This is a genomic window from Paenibacillus endoradicis (assembly GCF_024721975.1).
On sequence record NZ_JANQBB010000001.1, the window covers coordinates 1,231,553 to 1,251,613 of the forward strand.

Here is a 20,061-nt window from a genome sequence, read left to right on the forward strand (position 1 = left end):
CTTACACCTCCATAATGAATAGCTCAGGCTGTGCCAAAAGCTTTTTAATGTGGTTCATGAAGTTTTGAGCAGTTGCACCATCAATTAGACGGTGGTCAAAGCTTAGAGAAAGAGCCATAACTGGAGCTGCTACTAGTTCGCCATTACGTACAATAGCTTTTTCAGAGATACGACCTGTACCAAGAATAGCAACTTCTGGGAAGTTGATAACTGGAGTGAAGAACATACCGCCAGCAGAACCAATGTTAGAAATTGTAATTGTGCTACCACGTAATTCGTTAGCAGCAAGTTTACCTTCACGACCTTTAACAGCTAGATCACGAATGTTGTCTGCAATTGCAAACAAGTTTTTACGATCAGCATCTTCAACAACTGGAACGATTAGACCGTTCTCAGTATCAGTAGCGATACCTACGTTATAGAATTTACGGTAAACGATCTCTTGATTAACTTCATCAAGTGTAGAGTTCATAATTGGGAACTCACGACAAGCAGATACAAGAGCTTTTACGATAAATGGAAGATAAGTTAGTTTAGAACCTTTTTTCTCTGCGTAAGGTTTGTATTTCGTACGTAGAGCAACAAGTTCAGTAACGTCAACTTCATCCATAATTGTTACGTGAGGAGCAGTATATACTGATTTGGACATAGCGCCAGCGATAACTTTACGAATACCTTTGAATGGTACGCGTTCTTCTGGACGATATGCACTACCAGTAACAACTGGTGCTGCAGCTTTTGCTTCAGCTGCCGGAGCCACTGCTGTTTCAGTTGCTGGAGTTGCTACTGGAGCACCACCGAATCCTGAAACATCTTCGCGAGTGATACGGCCATTTTTGCCAGTACCAGCTACTTGTTTAATATCTACACCTTGCTCACGAGCGAATTTACGAGTGCTTGGAGTTGCAAGAACTGATGCATTATCAGATACTGCTGGAGCTGCTGCTGCTGCAGGAGTCGCTGCCGCTACTGGAGCTGGAGCTTCTTCTTTTGCTTCTTCAGCTGCGCCGCCAAGACCTTCAGGAATTTCACCTTCAGCTTCGATAATAGCTACAACTTCGCCAACTTTGCGAGTTTCGCCATCTTTCATCAATACTTCTAGTACTTTACCGTTAACAGGACATGGAACTTCAACGATAGCTTTATCATTTTGAACTTCCATAATGATATCGTCGTCAGTTACTGCTTGACCTACAGTAATTAGTACTTTAACAATTTCGCCTTCATGTAAACCTTCACCTAGCTCTGGAAATCGGTACTCGAATTTAGCCACGGAAATTTACCTCCTTGTTGCTTAGCCTGCCTTGCTGACAGGCTTAAGCTTTTATATCAAATTCATTATGTCAATTAGATTAGAAATTTAGTACTTTGTTCACTGCCGCAATAACACGAGCAGGACTTGGAAGCCATTGATCTTCGATTTGTGCATAAGGATACACTGTATCAGGACCAGCTACACGAAGTACAGGTGCTTCAAGGTGTAGAATTGCGTGCTCATTCACTTGTGCAATAATTTCCGCTGCTGCTCCAGAAGTTTTTTGAGCTTCTTGAACAATAATACAACGGTTAGTTTTTTGAATTGAAGCCACGATTGTATCAATATCTAAAGGCATAAGTGTACGTAGATCGATAACTTCTACTTTCACGCCTTGTTTTTCAAGCTCATCAGCAGCTTTTTGAGCTGTATGAACCATCATACCGTAAGCAAGGATCGTTACATCAGAACCTTCACGAACTACATTTGCTTTACCGATTTCGATTGTATATTCACCTTCAGGAACTTCATCACGGAATGCGCGATATAAGTTAAGATGTTCCATGAAGAATACTGGATCATTATCACGGATAGCAGAGATCATAAGACCTTTTGCATCGTAAGGATTTGAAGGAATAACTACTTTGATACCAGGAGTCTGGATCGCAAGACCTTCAAGAGAATCTGTATGAAGCTCAGCAGCTTTTACTCCACCACCGAAAGGTGTACGGAATACGATTGGTGAGTTATAACGTCCACCAGAACGGTAACGCATACGCGCTGCTTGAACGAACATTTGGTCAAGTGCTTCATAGATGAAACCAACGAATTGGATTTCCGCTACCGGACGGAAGCCTTGAATACCCATACCAACTGCCATACCAGCAATTGCAGATTCAGCAAGTGGAGTATCGAATACTCTATCCTCACCAAATTCTTTTTGTAAACCTTCAGTTACACGGAATACACCGCCAACATGACCTACATCTTCACCAAAGAGTACAACGTTAGGATCACGTGTAAGTTCTACGCGCATCGCATCGCGAATTGCTTCTAACATATTCATTTGTGCCATGGTCGATTTATCCTCCCTATTACTCGAAATCAGCTTTTTGAGCTTCCAAGTGTTGCGGTGTGTGCTCAAACATAGAATCAATAAGTCCAGCAACTGTCATTTTCTCAGTTTGCTCTGCTTTTTTGATGTTCTCAGTTACAGCTGCTTTAGCTTCTTCTTTTACGCGAAGCGTATCTTCTTCTGTCCAAAGACCTTTTTTCTCAAGGAATTTACCGAAGCGAGTAAGTGGATCTTTAAGCGCCCATTCTGCTTCCTCATCCTTAGTACGATATTTAGTCGTATCATCTGCAAGAGAATGCGGACGGAAACGATAAGTTAGTAATTCAAGTAAAGTTGCACCTTCACCATCACGGCCACGCTTAGCAGCATCTTGAACTGCTTTAATAACAGCAAGAACGTCCATACCATCAACTTGTTGACCAACGATACCTGCAGCAATAGCTTTATGAGCTACAGAAAGAGCTGCTGTTTGCTTAGCATAAGGTGTAGTAATTGCATAGCCGTTATTTTGCACAACGAAAATTGTCGGAAGTTTGAAAGCACCTGCGAAGTTCATTGCTTCGTAGAAGTCACCTTCAGATGAACCGCCGTCACCCGTGTACGTAATAGCAACATTTTTTTGATTTTTCTTTTTGAATGCCATTGCTACGCCCATTGCATGAAGCACTTGTGCACCAATAATAATTTGAGGCATTAATACGTTTACGCCTTCAGGAATTTGACCACCATGTTGATGACCACGAGAATACAAGAAAGCTTGATAAAGTGGAAGACCGTGCCATACGATTTGTGGCATATCACGGTAACCAGGAGCTACAAAATCATCTTTATTAAGTGCATATTCACTACCAATCATGGATGCTTCTTGACCAGAAACTGGTGCATAGAAACCAAGACGACCTTGACGTCCTAAGTTAATAGCACGCTCGTCCCAAGTACGAGTGAATACCATGCGATACATAACTTCTTTCAATTGCTCATCAGTAAGATCCGGCATATATTCCGGATTAGCAACTTCACCATCTAATGTTAGTACAAATAGTGGTGCAACTGGCTCTGATTGAACTTCATATGGCAATTTGCTCATGGAGAACGCTCACCTCATCTTAAAATATTTGAAAATTGTGTGTCTCTGTTATAGAATTATTATAACCCTGTTTAATGTTGATGGTCAAAGCAAAAAAGCAAAAAGTCGCTAATTTTAGCGAATTCTCATCATTTACTCATCAAATTGTATATATAACAGATTAATATTTTGACTATAACAGTATAATACAAAAGCCATATTTTGCTTTCATTTTACAGGTTACCTTTTATTTTCCCTATAATCTAATTTTCCATACTACAATTCAAAGGAGATTTTTAGTAATGACAGACGCTCGCTATCTCAAGCGTACGATCTTGAAAAGTACAGTAACAAGCAATATTTTACCTGAAGGAAGCCGCAACTTAAGAATTTACTTACCTCCAGGCTATAATGAAATACTTAGTTATCCGGTTATCTATTGTCAGGATGGTGAAGATTTCTTCAACTTCGGTAGAATCGCTACTACCGCTCAGGAGCTAATCCTCGACGAAGGGATAGAACCATTCATCATTGTCGGTGTCGATGTTGATAAATCTGTTAGAACATCTGAATATTCACCCGATGGATTGAAACATCAAGCTTATGTTGATTTCTTTGTCGAAGAATTGCTTCCTTATATTGAAGAACATTATCCGGTTCGCACTACGCCAGAAGAACGAGTATTAGCAGGTGATTCACTCGGTGGTACAGTATCATTACACATTGCATTACAGAATCCTGATTTATTTACAAAAGTAATGTCAATGTCAGGTGCTTTCTATGGCGCTTCGCAAAATATTGTTGCTACACTTGGTGATCTCGAATGGTTAGATATTTTCATGATTGTAGGATTACAAGAAGAAGCATATGAAACGGATACTGGAGTATATAACTTCGTGCAATTGAATCGTGAGATGAAACATCTATTAGAAGAAAGAGATGCTAAAATCTTTTACGAAGAAAAAGATGGTCGTCATCAATGGGGTTTTTGGCAGAAAGAAGTGCCAGCAGCCATACGCTACTTCATACCGGAAGGCTAAACAGAGGTAGTTCAACAAGCAAACTTTGATAACGATGAATAAGCTAACGTAGCATATTCGACATTGAATATGCAGTGAACTTGGGAAGTCCGGTACGCGTGTACCAATGACGTACCCTTGCGTTTCCTCCTTCCTCAAGTAGCGCTCCATCTTCTCGGTTCTGAAAGCCCGCTTTTTGAACTTTCATTGGAAGAGGTAGTTCAACAAGCAGACTTTGATAACGATGAGTAAGCTAACGTAGCATATATAAAAAGGAGTATAACAGCATGAGAAAACATCTCAACTGTTATACTCCTTGTTTGTTGTTAGATATGTAAAGTTCTTCAGACTCTCTCTAACTACTATCAGTCTTACTTCCACTCACTTTTAATATCTTCTAGCAACTTTCTACAACCCTCATCAATTAATTCATACACATATTCAAAATTACCAGTGTAGTAGGGATCAGGAACTTCTGTAACTTCCGCTCCGTCGACTAAAGACATAAACGTAATTACTTTACCTTTAGCACCATCAGCCTTTGCAGCATTGAAGACAGCCTGTACATCCTTCAAGTTTTGATCATCCATACAAACGATATATTGAAAATCCACCTCGTCTGAACCAGTAATTTGACGAGCTTTCATACCTGTATATGAAATTTGCTTATTGTCTAACAACGTTCTAGTTCCTTCGTGCGGTTGTTTGCCAATATGCCAATCCCCTGTTCCAGCAGAGTCAACCTCGATCACATCAGCTAATTTCTCTTCCATAACGAAATGGCGCATCACCGCTTCAGCCATCGGTGATCTGCATATATTTCCAAGACATACGAATAATACCTTTGTTTTTCTAGTCATGTTAGTTCCTCTTTTCTTTTCAATGCTTCTATATATAATAGCGAAAAGTATCCCAACGAACAACCTCATTTAGAAGAATCATTACATACTGATCTTACGAAAGTGCAAATCTGTTGTAACACATGACATTTATGATCTATTCCTTTATATTATTAAGTAGTATGAACTATCCTATAAAATGAAGGCTCAATAAGTAGGCTTTCGCAAATCGAGAAGATGGTACACTACGAAGCGTACCATCGTTATTATAGTCTGCTTTTTGAACTACCTATAGAAAGGAAATCAATATGCAATCACAGATCAGTATCATTTGTAGTGGTGGTCAGCTTGGTGAATGGGCACTACCCTACATAAACCAAGAGCATTATCTTATTGGAGCAGATCGCGGCGCACAATTTCTATTAGACAATGGATTCACTCCTAATATCTCAATTGGTGATTTTGATTCCGTAACAAAGGAACAATATCACATCATTCAACAAAAAAGCAAAGAAATACTAAGTTTCGATGCCATTGATAAAGATTATACGGATACTGAACTTTCATTTCTACACGCGATCGAACGTGGCAGCACCGAAATAATATTACTAGGTGGTCTTGGCACGAGATTCGATCATTCACTAGGAAATATTCAGTTGTTATCATTAGCGCTTCAAAAAGACATTAAAGCGTGCTTAATTGATGCTCACAATCGCATTCAGCTCATGCAAGACTCATTACACGTTATACGCGATCATTATCATTATGTATCTCTATTGCCTTACTCCGAAGTCGTCACAGGTATAACGCTCGAAGGGTTCAAATACCCACTTCATGACGCAACAATTAAAAAGGGTGAATCGATCGGAGTTAGTAATGAGCTTATAGATAGTGAAGGAACTATTCATATATCATCAGGACAATTACTAGTTATACAATCGAATGATTAATAAAAGTAATAAAAAGGCGTTAACACTCTCTTGAGGTTAACGCCTTTTTATTGCTTTTATACTATTTGTCTCGTGGAAGGTGCATACGCTATTGCTTCCATCTCGATACGAAACGACCCTAATGAGCTCCCAACTGTGATCCTTGTCGGATATGGCGCTTTAATCATTTGCGAATAAACTTCATTATAAATTGATTGCTCATTCATATCTGCAAGATGAGTGGCCACTCTCACAATATGATCTAACGTTAATCCACAACTTACTAGTACCGCTTCAATATTATTAATACATTGTCTCGTTTCTGCTGCTATATCCCCAAGTGGTACTAATGATTGCGGATCTACACCAACTTGACCGGATATAAATACATAATCTCCAGTGCGCACTGCATGGGAGAAAGGCAGTGGGAATTGTGGGGCGGCATCACTTTGATAAACTTGCGACATTATCGTTCCTCCATTCATATACAATTTATTATTGCTTTACTTCTACAGATAGTTGCGCTCGTCTACTATGATAATTGGTAACTTGTTGAAATGCTGAGCCAACCTTAAGTAATTGATCCTCTCGATTCCACGCGGCAACCAATTGAACACCGACTGGAACACCTCGCTGCTCATCAAAACCAGCAGGAATCGTCATCGCTGGTAAGCCTGCATTCGTAAACGGACCATTAAATCTAGGATTGCCCGTCTTATAACCAGCTTTCGGGAGATGAACCGTTGCTGGAGTTAACAATACGTCTATAGAATCAAACAACTCCATCATTTGTTGCCGGAACAATGTACGAATACGTTGAGCCCGAATATAATCTACTGCTTTCATCTCATGACCTAACTCTAATTGTTCTCGCATGTTTGGCCCATAACTTAGACGTTTGTCTTCATAATGTTCAGCATGATACTCTGCACCTTCTGCTCTCATAACCATCTTATGAGCCGCATCAGCAACCTCTATCATTTCTGGTATTTTCACTTTGACTACATCCATCCCTAACGATAGTAATACGTTAACCGCTTCATCAAATGCTTGTTGAATTTCAATATCTTCCGCAATAAAGTACGAATCTGGAATACCAATGGTCATACCAGCGGCACTCTTCTTATTAAGATCAGAATAAGTTACTGTTTCTTCATTAATTGAATGTGGATCTCGATAATCACTGCCACATATTGCTTCTAATACGAGCGCTTGATCTTCTACCGTTCTAGTAAAAGCACCAATATGATCAAGACTCCAACTAGCAATATATACTCCGTGACGACTTACCCTTCCGAAAGTAGGCTTCATACACGTTAATCCATTGTAGGACGCTGGTCTAATAAGCGAGCCATATGTTTGCGTTCCAAGAGAGAATGAGCTCATTGATGCTGAAACTGCTGCTGCAGAACCCGAACTTGAGCCTCCAGGTGTAAGCTTAAGATTCCAAGGGTTACGAGTTGGTGGCTCACCGCCTTGATAGGCAAATTCAGTCGTTGTCGTCTTGCCAATAACAATTGCACCCGCAGCAGATAATCTTTGAACAACGGCAGCATCTTCCGCTGGGATAAAATCAGGAAATACATTTGAACCACCAGTCGTTCTAATCCCTGCGGTCCATATAATATCTTTCACACCATAAGGAATTCCATGAAGTGGTCCAAGGTAGTTTCCTCTCATTATTTCAGTTTCTGCTATCTTGGCATGATGAACGGCTTGATCGAGCGTTAACGTTACAAATGCTTGCACATATGGCTCTCTATCTTCGATTGATTGAATATAACTTTGAATCAACTCTACTGGCGATAACTCCTTACTTCTAATACGTGAGGCTTGCTCAGCTATTGTTAGCGATTGTAGTTGATTGTCTGTCATAACTTTTCACCTCTTGATATAACTGATTTGGTCCAATGAGAGGTGATAAGCAGAAGTTTCTCAACTTCCGCAAATCAGCAATGAAACTCAGTTGCTCCTCTTCCGTTATAAAACCTGTTGTATATTTTTGATGCTCTTCTTCAATAAATGAAATATAGCATTGTTGCAAATTCATTATGATCCCCCCATGTTCCTCTATGGCATAAAGCTTGTATCTACCATATCTTCATAGTTAACATCAACTTTCAAATTACCTATGAACTTTTGCATATCAATTGCATTTTGAAAAGCAGAAGGCGTCAAGTCACCGTCATGTGGATATACTTCACTATCGATCATCCGCTGAACTGCACCTTCAACAACAGATGGATCCAACGTTGGAAACTCTTGTTTAGCAATTTCTTTTGTTTCATCTGCATTTTCATGAATAAAGTCTAACGCTTTTTCGATGGATGCTACGAAACGTTTTACTAGTTCAGGCTGTTCAGCCAATACTTTAGGAGAACTATTAATTGTTGCAAATGCAAAATCAGGATAATCTTTCGTAAAGTCATATACAATTTCTAACCCTTGAGCGATCCCTTGATCAAGTTGCGGCTCATACACTACCGCTATATCAGCTTTCCCTGCTAGAATTGCGCCTAACTCTGAACCATTTTGTACTTCAGTTATCGTTACATCATTTTTAATATCAATACCGTTATCGGCAAATAATTTACGAAGAAGACTGTTTGAGCTTGTTGGAGCAATACCCGTAACAATGGTTTTCCCAATGAAATCTTCAGGCTTTGACAAACCAGAACCGTCTTTTGCAACTGCCCATACTGGCGCACTACCAGACACGATACTTAAAGAAACAGCTTCCCCACCATTAGAGCGAGCAAATGCAACATGCTCTGGTCCATGGAACGAGAATGTGGATTCTCCAGACATAACGGATGCTAATGCTGCTGGACCACTACCTGCCGCTAAAATTGTTTCTAATTCAATACCATTCTCCGCCAAAAACCCTTTTTCATTAGCAACATAGAGTGGTAAGTACAATAAATTGTGATATACCTCTGAAACAGTAATTTTGTCTGTAATGACTGATTCAGTAGCATCGGCACCATTGTTAGTGACATTCGTATTCGTGCTTGTTCCTTGATTATTACCATTATTCGTTCCACAAGCTGATAAAACCACCATAACTACCATTATTAATGTAACAAATTTTAATTTTCTCATGATTTCTCTCCTCCAATTGTGTATTAAAAGTAAGTTAACTATCGATTATTACACGCCATTAGCGCGTGGAGTTGAATCAGTACTCTCATTCCAAGGTAATAGCTTTCTTTCCAAGAAGCCTACACATGTATACAAGAAGATCGCTACTAACATTAGTGTGAAAATCCCTACCCATACTGCAGGAAGATTGAATAAATTTCCTTGAACGAAAATCATATGACCTAATCCTTTATCTGATGAAATGAATTCTCCACCCACTACGGATACAAGTGCTAATCCAATATTGATGCGGAAAGCGGAGATGATCCATGGCAATGACGCTGGTACAATAATTTTCATAAAAATTTGATGTTTCTTCGCACCGAATGATTTCATCAAATTAATCTGAGAACTATCGATTCCTAAAGTCGCTTGATAAGCGGATAATAGAGCAACAATGAACGTTGCAACTGTTGCAAGAATAATTTTCGAAGTAACACCTGACCCGAACCAAATAATGATAAGTGGTGCTAGCGCCAACTTAGGTACTCCGTTTAATGCCACAATGAAAGGATCAATGATTTGTGCAACACGTTTGGAAAACCATAATGCAAGGCCACATAACGATCCAAGAAAACTACCAACTAAAAAGCCAATCACTGTTGCACGAACTGTTGCAAAAATATCAATCCATAAGTCACCAGATTTAGCAAGGAAAATAGCTGAATCAAAGATTTCCAGTGGTGAACCTAGTAGAAATGAGTTAACCCATTTCATTTGTACAATTACTTCCCAGATGGTTAACACAACACCGATAATTAACATACGCCATCCAAAATTGTTAATCGTTGTTTTCATTCGCGCCGCTTGCATTGGATTAAGGCGGAAAGGAGTTAGAACTGATGATTGCTGTTTTCCAGCTGAGTTCGTAGTATTTGACATTAGATCGCACTCCCCATTTGAATGTCTAATTCTGACCAGATCGATTCAAAATACTGCTTGAAGGCATCATCGCTTCTAGCTTTCATAGCTGAACCATATTTACTAGCTAATCCTATCTCATATATCTTCTTCACATAGGTTGGACGATTACTCATGACGAATACTCGATCAGAAACTGAGATTGCTTCTTCAATGTCATGAGTAATCAACACCCCTGTCTTACCTTCATTTTTCAATATAGATAATATTTCATCTTCGAGAATTAATCTCGTTTGATAATCTAATGCGGAGAATGGCTCATCTAGCAATATGATTTCTGGTTCTGTTACTAATGTTCGAATTAATGCAACGCGCTGTCTCATTCCGCCAGATAACATGGAAGGATAGGATTTCGCAAAACTATCTAGGTTATATCTTTCGAGATAGGTCATCGCTAGCTCAACTCGATCTTTTTTATTCAACCCTTTAACCTCTAGCCCCAAAGTAACATTGTCTAAAATCGTGCGCCAAGGTAGCAACAAATCTCGTTGCATCATATAACCGACATGTCCAGTTGTTGCTTGTACATTAACTCCACCAACTAATATTTGACCTGCAGATGGTTCTAGTAACCCTGCAATGATGTTAAAAATTGTACTTTTACCACATCCACTTGGACCAACAATACTAACGAATTCTTGCTTACGCACCTCCATTGAAATACCTGCAAGTACTTTTACTAATTCCCCTTCGTTATTCATGAAGTTTTTTCTCACATCTTCAAGCTGAATAGCAATTTCCGAATTGAAACCACTGTCAATGTTAGATATATTATCATTCCCCATATTGTTCGCCCGCCTTTCGCAATTCATGTTAGTTAATGTGACATACTTCTTATGTCCTTATCGTACAAAATCTTGAAGGTAATGTCATTGTTCAAAATAACTAATGTTTTAAAAATCATTTGTTCATTTCATACTAAAAGTGCGGGTTTTCATGTAATATGCCATCAATTTCACAAGCAATTCTAAATTTCAGACTTTCATTAGCGTCTTTCAGAAGCCTACCAGTCAACCGTTCGTACTTTTCTAATCGATAAATAACTGTATTTCTATGGACGAAAAGTGACTTAGCTGTGTCATGTATTTGACAGTTATTCTCATAATAACTTTTAACAGTATGAAAAATCTCAATATTTTGCTCCGTAAGTCGTCCTTTGAAAGCTTCATCGTAGAATTTACGTAATTCATGTTCGGGAATTAAACGTAACACTCGACTAATTTCCATCTCCTCATAAACCTTCACAACACGTTGCTTATTAATACTTAATTGTGCATGTAATGTATCAAACGCTTCACGATACGAAGTTGACAAATCTAGCACTCGATTTACTAGACTACCTACCCCAATAGAGAAACTAAGTCCTTCGTTGCTATCCAATTGTTGAATAATGCTGTGAAGCTTATCTATGAGATTTAAGTCATCTTGCTCTTCAGAGTTTTCATAAAGTAGGACGGTAAACCATTCATTTTTAGTAAATAACGTAGTCAAGTAACCTTGCAGTTGAAATTGTTGCTTAATAAGCTCATATTGATCTTCTCTTTCTCCAATAAAAGGATCATGTTGTTCATAATTACGCTTACTGCCTATGAGCCCAGCATGATCAAGCGCTATGACTAACATGCGACCAGTAAATTGTTGAGATAATCCATACTTACTGCCGCGACGCAATACTTCTTGTTCATTAGATATATATCCATCAATAAGATCAGAGAAAAACTCATTCTTATATCGTCTCGAACGTTCCTTCACAGCCTGTTTTTTGACTATCTCAAGCCCAAGCACATGAGCAGCTTGTTCTGCTGCAAGCAAACTCAGATTAGAGATTGCTTTTTTTTCAGAGAAAATAAAAAGCGTAGCTTCGTGACGATGTGCCCAGATTGGAAATATTTCTACGAACTGAAAAAACTGTCCGATCTTGCCGAGTAGTGCAAGTGAAACCTTACTTTCCATCGGTTCTGATTTCTTAAGTTCCGTTATGAAGCTTGAAGCAAACGAAGCTAATACAGCCGAACTTGATGAATTGACTTCATGTTTCACTTGACCTTTCATATCAACTAAAAGAACCGGTTGAGATATATCATGCGAGAGTGTCTCTATAATTCTCGATTGTCCGTTATTATGTAAGATCATGTCTGAAAAATGTTTGTGTATATTCAGTGCATAATGAAGTTCTTCATTTTTACTTTCAAGCATAAATGCAATCGATTTCTGAAAAGTCTCGCCTAACGTATATTGGCTAGAGGATAACTCGATGAGCGGAAAATTCAATTCGTTAGCTTTATTAATTGCTTCTTGTGAGATTTCAAAGAAGAAGCGTTTCGTTTTGATCGCTAGTCCTGCTACACCCTTATGATTCATACTTACAATGAAATCAATAATACTATTAGGTCGTTGCTTCAATATGTAGCCGTTTGTTAATAACAAATCACCCTCTTGCAAGAAGGTTACGATATCGGGTGCATCCATAATATTGATTGCTTTTACTTCCCTTGAGTAAAGTCCTTGTTTACCTGCAATGATTTCAGCCTGAGAAAAGGCTTCTATATTAAGTAATTGATGTAATAACAACTTAAACACCTCCTGTATGAGAGGAAATGTATCACAAAATGCACAAAAAAGTATTGGAAATTAGACAATTCGTCTATATAGCACAAATATTTGCGCAGTAACAACAAAGAACCGATCAAGCTATAATAGCTTAATCGGTTCTTTGAGTCGTGCGTATTGTACATGTTCAGGTAAACTGTAACGATCTCTAGTATCGATATCATGCGATAAATGAGTTAGTCTCACTTGCTTGGGTTTCCATAAAGATATGCAATCTAATATTTCAGTTACATCGTATAATGAGCGAGTTTTCATAGGGAATGGTTCCTTATAAAAACTTGTTCCAATAATCAGAAGATCGAGATTGAACAATGGTATCTGTTGTTCTTCCGTCAAATCAATCGAGTCCGGACAATATACCCAATTTATACCTTCTTGTTGATGATGGAAGCGGAATCCATAGGAATACCCATTATGACCATGATTCACACGCCATATCGAGATATGCCATTCTTCAAATGTATAACCATCATCAAGAGCAATAAATTTTACCTTGCTAACAATCCACGGGAAACGTTCTTTAATTGCATCTAACACTTCTGCAGCTGCATAGAGATATGCCGGCAAATCAACATAGCGACATTGGTCATACCATTGTGGCAATCCACCAATATGATCGAAATGGGCATGTGTAATGAGCATATGTTGCACAAAACGTTCGTTAGCCTGTTCCATCTGCACATACCAATCTGGCCCACAATCTATCCATAACGGTGCATGATTGTTCAGATACAATTGGACGCTTGGACGCAATCTACGATTTACTCGTTCTACTGTCCTAGCTTCATTACATACTTTGCACTCACAATAAAGCCTTGGCACACCATGAGCATCACTTGTTCCACGAAAAAAAATATCCATTATAGAGGGTATAACTCCAATTCTTTAGTCAACCGCAACTTCGACACCATAGATAACCACTGTTCTGGTTTATTAGGCAATGCGGCATAGTAACCTTCCAAGAAAGTAGCAACAAGCTCAGCAGGTATTGACTCTCTCGTTTCATCTGTTGGTAAGAAACATAAATCGAGTTCAGATACAGCCTGACCTTCATGATCCCAAGAAGGATGTACATATGGCAAATTAATGCGCTTGTATCCAATATGCGATAGCACTTCTCGACGAACAATCGGATTCATAGGAGATACGCCACCAAACTCATGAATTTGCGCACGGAATGGATCATATACCTCCGCAAACATCCCTAGCGATTCTGTATATGAGTCCGCAGCTAACTTTTTCAAATCTTCTTCTCTGTTGCGTAGTAAGAAGCGTCCAATTCCGAGATTGGCTTCACCAATAATAGTAAAATCAGTCATCGCCACTTGTAAGTTAGAATAATAACGATACTCTGTAGAACCTACCACTTTACCATCATAAATAGCAATATATACATGAATACTCGGATCTTCAAGCGGCTCTCTCCACAAATCAAAAGCGAGAACTTCTTCCGGTGGAAAAATCGTCCCTAGTAATTGATGAAGAGCGGGGAAATAAGGATCTTCGATCGAAGTAATACGATGATAAATCAACATTATCATTCACTCCTAAACTTATAATTTTGCTAAAAATGGATTACGCCATTCCATAAGCACTGCATTATTACAGGACTGCTTATCGTCCAAGTAGTGATGAGTTACACCTATAGGAACCCGACCACATCTCAGCAGGAAACTAATTACAGGATCATTGAGTTCACCTGCAATGACTTGATCAACATATTGTTCAGGTGTCAAAGCTTCTTTATGCTTATAGTAACCTGGCATACGACTACCGCCTAGCAATGAAATCAACCCTAATTGCACAACCGTTTCGCACATTGATTGCACAAGCCATTTACCAATCCCAGCTTTGCGATACGCTGGAATTACACAAATATCTGCAACGTATAACGTATCACCTTGCGCATTGTGATTTCGAATATATCCGTCATCAGTAATAATAGACCACTCATGTTGATGTTCATATTCTTGCTTCTCGACAATAAGGCAGGTCATAGAACCAACAATAACACCATTTACTTCGGCACATAATGCACCATCAGTAAATAGAGTCGTATGTAACATTAATTGCTCTTTATTCCACCATAATTCCTCTGGATAAGGCGGAGGGAAACTTTGCCTTTGAACATCGATTAAAGCATCAAAATCTGTTTCCACATAATTACGTATTATCATTCGCTCTGGCTTACCATTTTGCAGAACATATAGCTCTTTATACAAAAAATCCCCTCCAAGTCTATATCCAAGTAATGACAACACCTATAATTAGGTCAATTAAAGCAGAAATAGTATGAGGTGCTAGGTCCAATCCGTATATAGATCCGTACGACGATCTCGCCATGTCGTAACTGAACCACGCTCTCGAACCTCTTGTAGTAAACTTAGATCAAGGTCTCCAACAACGAGCATATCGTCGTTAATGACACCTTCTGAAATAATACCAGCAGGTGGGAATGGAATATCATTAGGGGCAAGAATTGCAGCTTGACCATAATTCGCACGCATGAAATCTACATTACGAAGCGCACCGACTGTACCTGTCGTAACAATATATATTTGATTTTCTATCGTACGAGCATGACAGCAATAGCGAACACGATGGAATCCATGCCGATCATCGGTACAAGAAGGACAAAAGATGACATCCGCTCCTTTTGCTCTTGCGATCCGAACAATTTCAGGGAATTCAATATCGTAGCAGGTAAGCATAGCGATCTTTCCAAATGGTGTATCGTAAACATTTACACCGTCCCCGGCACTCATTGACCATTCATCGACTTCTGTTGGTGTTAGATGAATTTTATGTTGCACATGCACTTCGCCTTCAGGAGTGAAATAGTGTGCACCATTGCGCAATGAGCCATCTTCCATCTTAATCACATGCGTGCCACCGATAATATGCATATTGTAATCGGCTGCGAGCTTTTTGAATAACTGAATATATGAGGTCGTAAAACTAGGCAATTGGTTAATAGACATTGCTTGCCCATGCTCATCAACTATCGATAATAATTGTGTCGTCATAAATTCAGGGAACAGCAACATTTGCACTCCATACTCAGTAGCATTGCGAACATAATGAGTTACTTGATGAGCAAACTGCTCAAAATGTTGAATGTCAGCTAATTTATATTGAACAGCACCAACGCGAAATTTCACATCACACCTCCTAAAAACGTATCGTACAGACAGGAATAACCTCTATGCATTGATAAGTTACTTCCGCTGTTTGAATTGTAATGTAATCGTAGTTCCAATATTATGCAGACTAAACACTTCTACTTTACCTTCATGCAGATCAATAATCCGTTTGGCGATAGCAAGTCCTAGACCTACACCACCAGTAGTTCTTGCCCTTGCACCATCAACTCGATAGAATCGTTCGAACAGATGAGGGATTTCATTCTCTGGAATTCCAATCCCTTTGTCCTTCACTTCAATCCGCACGATTCCTTTATTATGTGAAATTGAAATATCTATTGGATCTTTAGAGTATTTAATCGCGTTATCAATAAGAATAACAAGAAGTTGTTGGATCTTATCTTTGTCGCCGACCATTTTCACATTATGAGACAATGCTTTTACGCGAATCGATCGTTGGAATGTCGTTTCCATCATGGTTGCAATTTCATCGACAACTGGAATGACATCAAACGTGTCTAAAGACAGCCAATCCTCTTGTTCAGCTTCAGCAAGAGTTAGCATTGATTTCGTTAATGTCTGTAGTCTTGTTGTCTCTCTCGCTATCGCGTCAATCGCCTCACTTCGAACATTCTCATCATCAGCACCCCAACGTTTCAATATATTCGCATAACTTGAAATGACGGTTAATGGCGTTTTTAATTCATGAGAAGCATCCGCAACGAAAAATTTCTGTCGCTCATAAGTACGATCAAGCCGATCGATCATCTGATTAAATGCCCGTATTAATTGTTGTAACTCTGCAGATTCTTCTCGCTCCCCGAGTTCAATCTTTCGGAGCTTACCACTTCGATCTATTTCACGCATCGTCGTAACCATCTGAGAAATCGGCTCTGTTAAGCGCGAAGTAAACCAATATGTACCAAAGATTGCGAACAATATCGCACCACCACTTGTTACACTGAGAGCTGCAATTAGAATTTGCAAATAGTCGTCTAATTCATCTAGAATTCGACTTACTTCCATCATCGCAATAACATTACCATCTTCAAAAAGAGGGATGCGCGAATAGATAATACGCTCACCACTTTTTGTATACATGCCAGAATTTCGATATGAGCTATATTCTGCAGGTAATTCTAATAATAATGCATTTGATCCAGTAATATTAACAACACGATTATTAGGACTAATAATTCGTATCATCTCATTTGCATTGTAATATTCATTAAGTAGATCCGCGGTATTCAATCCCCTACCACTTTGAATTCGAGGATTTTCGAGGATGAGCTTCACCTTGTTAGAGATGATCTCCTCCTCGCTTTCCGTCGTGATTTTGATTACATAGTAGTATACAAAAATATTAAAAAATATGAGAATAAGGATCAGCCAAAATATTGTGAATAATGTAAACCTTTTGCGTAAAGTCATCAATCTGGCTCCTTGATCATATATCCTACACCACGAACTGTGTGAATTAGCTTATATCGATATCCTTTATCGAGTTTTTGACGCAAATAACGAATATATACATCTACTAAATTAGTCTCACCAATGAAATCATATCCCCAAACTTCTGATAAGATTTCTTCACGCGATTTCTCTTCGTTAACATGTTCAACTAAAAATACGAGTAATTCAAATTCTCGCGGCGTTAACTCAATCATATTTTCTTTACGAGTTACTTTACGAGTTCTCAATTCAATCGTCAAATCTCCTAAAGTAATAATATCTGAACCTTCTACGTCTTTAGGTTTCTGTTGGAATATGCGTAAAATATTACGTACTCTAGCTAACAATTCTTCAACTGCAAATGGTTTTGTAATATAATCATTGGCTCCATGTTCAAAACCACTAACTTTATCGGGTACAGTATCTCTAGCTGTTAACAATATAATAGGAATAAGATTGCCAGATTGTCTTACTTGTCTTAAAACTTCTATGCCGCTCATCTTAGGTAGCATCACATCTAGTAAGACGAGTTGGTATTCGTCAGTATTAATCATCTCATAACCTTGCTTACCATCACTAGCAAGACCGACTTCATATCCTTCATGTTCAAGTTCTAATTGTAGAATGCGAGCTATCCCCGCTTCATCTTCTACTACTAATATTTTATCATTCATTACTTGCACCACCTTATATTCTAGGTACTTTCATCATAAAGGAAGGAAGGTCAAAATTGCAAGCTAGTCTATACGTTGAAACGTCGAATTCAACGTATTAATTAATGGCATTAATTTTTTTCGTAGTTTATTTATTGCTCCAGATTTATTAGTAAGCCAACGCTGACTCCACATCGCACTATACATGTCTTGGGCTGATAACAATGAAATAGAGTAGATTTCTCTACCATTATTGAGAGCGTTCCATGATTTGCGACCACTAAAATTAGTGTCTTTATTATTAATCCATGTATAAGGTATATTAAAATCTTCTAATGTAATAAGTAGATGCTGGATATTGCGAAAATTTCGCTCATTACTCATAATGATGGTTGGATCACTTACTAGAATGACAAAATCTAACCTGTCACTTATGTGATTCATTTGTTCAGCACTCCATCCACTTGAGTAGTCAATAAATTGGTAATCGACTGAACTATCAGCATTAATTATTTTTTCAAATGTCATCTCGGCTTGGGAAATACTATTCGCTACCCTGCTTCTAAATACATAGTGCTCAATATGATCAATAGTCACTACTTTATAATATTGTTCCACCTCGTCTAAAACTCCATTTGACTCCAACATAACCTTTTGAAAAACTGGAATACTTTCAAGGCAAGTCGAATATCCACAATACTCCACATATTTCACTCGGTTGTTTAACCCATAATGCTGGGCCATTAACAAAGCAATTGTTGTTGCGCCAGCTTGTGAATTAAGTGAAAATACGCCTATTGTCTTTATCCTTTTCGTTTTGAATAGTAGCTTCTCCGATGTATAAGAAGATGCCACTGGTACAAGCTGTAACAATTGCGCTCTTACTTCAGACGCTTGAAATATTCGATATTGTGGATTCGGTTGTAAGCATTGCAATACTAGATGACGAATAGCTTTTGGAATATGTGACATTTCACGCTTGATTGTATATTCTATTTGTTGCAAATCATACTGATTAGCAATTTGTTTCCCACCCGTACACAAATAGTAGAGAATACAGCCATAACTGTACAAATCACTTCTTTCATCAGTTGGTAATCCTTTCATCTGTTCAGGCGCAGCAAATCCAGGGGTTCCGAATGCCATCGTTTGATGAAAGGAGCCACTCCGATGTAATTTACTTATACCAAAATCAATTAATTTTATTTGTCCAATGCTAGAAACCATAACATTAGATGGTTTTATGTCACGATGAATGATGGGTGGTTTTTGTTCATGTAAATATTGAATAGCTTCAATCAATTGAATACTCATTGATAATAACAAATCTAGAGATAATGCCATCTTTTGTTCCAAACAAAACCGTTCAAGATGTTGACCTTCAATCCATTCCATAACAATGATTTCATCGTGGTATTCATTAGCTTGAAAATGATCATAGATCGTCGGTAAACCTTGATGATGTAGTAAAGTTAATAACTTAGCCTCTGAATCTCTTGGATTGGAAATCGTAACAGAGGCAGTGTCATTAATTAGCTCTTGTTTTAATACTTTCATCGCCCTTACCACACCTTCTAATCTCAGATCACGCACCTTATATAACTGCCCCATCCCTCCTTCAGTAACATAATCGACTACTACATAACGTTCCGCTATAACTGTCCCTGCTGTTAATTGTCTCATTGTCGTTCCCTCCTTTTAATGGTTTGTAATCAAAGTCCGCTATTTGTACTTCCTTATCTTCCAATGAAGGTTCAAAAAGCGGGCTTTCAGAATCGAGAAGATGGAGTGCTACTTGAGGAAGGAGGAAACGCAAGTGTACATGTTTCGTACACGCGTACCGGACTTCCCAAATTCGCTTCATATTCGATGTCGAGTAGGCTTCGTTAGCTTACTCATCGTTATCAAAGTCCGCTTTTTGAACTTCATCTAAATAGAAAAAAGAGCATTCCACTGCC

The 20,061-nt window shown here is 38.6% G+C and carries 20 protein-coding genes; 2 read left to right on the plus strand and 18 right to left on the minus strand.

Annotation, left to right across the window (positions count from 1 at the left end; genetic code table 11):
* Position 1: 1 nt before the first annotated feature.
* The 3 genes from NV377_RS05770 to pdhA form a co-directional block, all read right to left on the minus strand.
* Positions 2 to 1,273, minus strand: a complete 1,272-nt coding sequence (locus NV377_RS05770; protein ID WP_258200197.1) for a dihydrolipoamide acetyltransferase family protein — start codon at positions 1,271 to 1,273, stop codon at positions 2 to 4.
* A gap of 79 nt (positions 1,274 to 1,352) precedes the next feature.
* Positions 1,353 to 2,330 carry an alpha-ketoacid dehydrogenase subunit beta gene (locus NV377_RS05775; protein ID WP_258200198.1) on the minus strand — a complete coding sequence of 326 codons (978 nt, stop codon included), beginning with the start codon at positions 2,328 to 2,330 and terminating at the stop codon, positions 1,353 to 1,355.
* Between the two features lie 19 nt (positions 2,331 to 2,349).
* Positions 2,350 to 3,417, minus strand: coding sequence for a pyruvate dehydrogenase (acetyl-transferring) E1 component subunit alpha (gene pdhA, locus NV377_RS05780; RefSeq protein WP_258200199.1), 1,068 nt, complete (start codon positions 3,415 to 3,417; stop codon positions 2,350 to 2,352).
* A 281-nt stretch (positions 3,418 to 3,698) separates the two neighbouring features.
* Between pdhA and NV377_RS05785 the strand changes: the two genes are divergently transcribed.
* The gene (locus NV377_RS05785) at positions 3,699 to 4,436 is read left to right on the plus strand and encodes an alpha/beta hydrolase (protein ID WP_258200200.1); all 738 of its coding nucleotides are present in this window, start codon (positions 3,699 to 3,701) and stop codon (positions 4,434 to 4,436) included.
* Positions 4,437 to 4,786: 350 nt separating this feature from the next.
* On the opposite strand, the gene NV377_RS05790 is transcribed toward NV377_RS05785, so the two are convergent.
* On the minus strand, positions 4,787 to 5,275 hold the full coding sequence (locus NV377_RS05790; RefSeq protein WP_258200201.1) for a low molecular weight protein-tyrosine-phosphatase: 489 nt from the start codon (positions 5,273 to 5,275) through the stop codon (positions 4,787 to 4,789).
* Positions 5,276 to 5,562: 287 nt separating this feature from the next.
* Here NV377_RS05790 and NV377_RS05795 point away from each other — a divergent pair, with 287 nt between their 5' ends.
* Positions 5,563 to 6,204, plus strand: coding sequence for a thiamine diphosphokinase (locus NV377_RS05795; RefSeq protein ID WP_258200202.1), 642 nt, complete (start codon positions 5,563 to 5,565; stop codon positions 6,202 to 6,204).
* 56 nt (positions 6,205 to 6,260) lie between these two features.
* Here NV377_RS05795 and NV377_RS05800 read toward each other — a convergent pair whose 3' ends face one another.
* The 14 genes from NV377_RS05800 to NV377_RS05865 form a co-directional block, all read right to left on the minus strand.
* Positions 6,261 to 6,650: a RidA family protein gene (locus tag NV377_RS05800; protein ID WP_258200203.1), complete on the minus strand. Its 390-nt coding sequence runs from the start codon at positions 6,648 to 6,650 to the stop codon at positions 6,261 to 6,263.
* A 28-nt stretch (positions 6,651 to 6,678) separates the two neighbouring features.
* Positions 6,679 to 8,058 (minus strand): amidase, encoded by a 1,380-nt coding sequence (locus NV377_RS05805; protein ID WP_258200204.1) that lies wholly within the window; start codon positions 8,056 to 8,058, stop codon positions 6,679 to 6,681.
* A complete protein-coding gene (locus NV377_RS05810) occupies positions 8,021 to 8,233 on the minus strand; it encodes a hypothetical protein (protein ID WP_258200205.1) in 213 nt (70 codons plus the stop codon). The genes NV377_RS05805 and NV377_RS05810 overlap by 38 nt, the downstream gene beginning before the upstream one ends.
* A 20-nt stretch (positions 8,234 to 8,253) precedes the next feature.
* A complete protein-coding gene (locus NV377_RS05815) occupies positions 8,254 to 9,285 on the minus strand; it encodes an ABC transporter substrate-binding protein (RefSeq protein WP_258200206.1) in 1,032 nt (343 codons plus the stop codon).
* A gap of 48 nt (positions 9,286 to 9,333) precedes the next feature.
* On the minus strand, positions 9,334 to 10,206 hold the full coding sequence (locus NV377_RS05820) for an ABC transporter permease (RefSeq protein ID WP_258200207.1): 873 nt from the start codon (positions 10,204 to 10,206) through the stop codon (positions 9,334 to 9,336).
* Positions 10,206 to 11,030: an ABC transporter ATP-binding protein gene (locus tag NV377_RS05825; protein ID WP_258200208.1), complete on the minus strand. Its 825-nt coding sequence runs from the start codon at positions 11,028 to 11,030 to the stop codon at positions 10,206 to 10,208. Before NV377_RS05825 ends, NV377_RS05820 begins: the two co-directional genes overlap by 1 nt.
* Positions 11,031 to 11,163: 133 nt before the next feature.
* Complete coding sequence (locus NV377_RS05830) at positions 11,164 to 12,816, minus strand: PucR family transcriptional regulator (protein ID WP_258200209.1); 1,653 nt, start codon at positions 12,814 to 12,816, stop codon at positions 11,164 to 11,166.
* A gap of 120 nt (positions 12,817 to 12,936) precedes the next feature.
* Positions 12,937 to 13,716: an MBL fold metallo-hydrolase gene (locus NV377_RS05835; RefSeq protein ID WP_258200210.1), complete on the minus strand. Its 780-nt coding sequence runs from the start codon at positions 13,714 to 13,716 to the stop codon at positions 12,937 to 12,939.
* Positions 13,716 to 14,396, minus strand: coding sequence for a GNAT family N-acetyltransferase (locus NV377_RS05840; RefSeq protein WP_373425794.1), 681 nt, complete (start codon positions 14,394 to 14,396; stop codon positions 13,716 to 13,718). The genes NV377_RS05835 and NV377_RS05840 overlap by 1 nt, the downstream gene beginning before the upstream one ends.
* A 12-nt stretch (positions 14,397 to 14,408) precedes the next feature.
* On the minus strand, positions 14,409 to 15,077 hold the full coding sequence (locus NV377_RS05845) for a GNAT family N-acetyltransferase (protein ID WP_258200211.1): 669 nt from the start codon (positions 15,075 to 15,077) through the stop codon (positions 14,409 to 14,411).
* 78 nt (positions 15,078 to 15,155) lie between these two features.
* Positions 15,156 to 16,016, minus strand: coding sequence for a carbon-nitrogen hydrolase family protein (locus NV377_RS05850; RefSeq protein WP_258200212.1), 861 nt, complete (start codon positions 16,014 to 16,016; stop codon positions 15,156 to 15,158).
* Positions 16,017 to 16,073: 57 nt separating this feature from the next.
* Positions 16,074 to 17,249, minus strand: a complete 1,176-nt coding sequence (locus tag NV377_RS05855; RefSeq protein WP_506737367.1) for a sensor histidine kinase — start codon at positions 17,247 to 17,249, stop codon at positions 16,074 to 16,076.
* A gap of 179 nt (positions 17,250 to 17,428) precedes the next feature.
* The gene (locus tag NV377_RS05860) at positions 17,429 to 18,124 is read right to left on the minus strand and encodes a response regulator transcription factor (protein ID WP_258200214.1); all 696 of its coding nucleotides are present in this window, start codon (positions 18,122 to 18,124) and stop codon (positions 17,429 to 17,431) included.
* 63 nt (positions 18,125 to 18,187) lie between these two features.
* Positions 18,188 to 19,786, minus strand: coding sequence for a serine/threonine protein kinase (locus tag NV377_RS05865; protein WP_258200215.1), 1,599 nt, complete (start codon positions 19,784 to 19,786; stop codon positions 18,188 to 18,190).
* Positions 19,787 to 20,061 lie beyond the last annotated feature (275 nt).

Bases quoted from the DNA above. Each gene is read 5' to 3' on its own strand.
- NV377_RS05800 (WP_258200203.1), bottom strand. From the start codon at position 6,650: ATGTCGCAAGTTTATCAAAGTGATGCCGCCCCACAATTCCCACTGCCT.
- NV377_RS05840 (WP_373425794.1), bottom strand. From the start codon at position 14,396: ATGATAATGTTGATTTATCATCGTATTACTTCGATCGAAGATCCTTAT.
- NV377_RS05820 (WP_258200207.1), bottom strand. From the start codon at position 10,206: ATGTCAAATACTACGAACTCAGCTGGAAAACAGCAATCATCAGTTCTA.
- NV377_RS05865 (WP_258200215.1), bottom strand. From the start codon at position 19,786: ATGAGACAATTAACAGCAGGGACAGTTATAGCGGAACGTTATGTAGTA.
- NV377_RS05785 (WP_258200200.1), top strand. From the start codon at position 3,699: ATGACAGACGCTCGCTATCTCAAGCGTACGATCTTGAAAAGTACAGTA.
- NV377_RS05775 (WP_258200198.1), bottom strand. From the start codon at position 2,330: ATGGCACAAATGAATATGTTAGAAGCAATTCGCGATGCGATGCGCGTA.
- NV377_RS05815 (WP_258200206.1), bottom strand. From the start codon at position 9,285: ATGAGAAAATTAAAATTTGTTACATTAATAATGGTAGTTATGGTGGTT.
- NV377_RS05810 (WP_258200205.1), bottom strand. From the start codon at position 8,233: ATGAATTTGCAACAATGCTATATTTCATTTATTGAAGAAGAGCATCAA.
- pdhA (WP_258200199.1), bottom strand. From the start codon at position 3,417: ATGAGCAAATTGCCATATGAAGTTCAATCAGAGCCAGTTGCACCACTA.
- NV377_RS05835 (WP_258200210.1), bottom strand. From the start codon at position 13,716: ATGGATATTTTTTTTCGTGGAACAAGTGATGCTCATGGTGTGCCAAGG.
- NV377_RS05805 (WP_258200204.1), bottom strand. From the start codon at position 8,058: ATGACAGACAATCAACTACAATCGCTAACAATAGCTGAGCAAGCCTCA.
- NV377_RS05790 (WP_258200201.1), bottom strand. From the start codon at position 5,275: ATGACTAGAAAAACAAAGGTATTATTCGTATGTCTTGGAAATATATGC.
- NV377_RS05860 (WP_258200214.1), bottom strand. From the start codon at position 18,124: ATGAATGATAAAATATTAGTAGTAGAAGATGAAGCGGGGATAGCTCGC.
- NV377_RS05795 (WP_258200202.1), top strand. From the start codon at position 5,563: ATGCAATCACAGATCAGTATCATTTGTAGTGGTGGTCAGCTTGGTGAA.
- NV377_RS05825 (WP_258200208.1), bottom strand. From the start codon at position 11,030: ATGGGGAATGATAATATATCTAACATTGACAGTGGTTTCAATTCGGAA.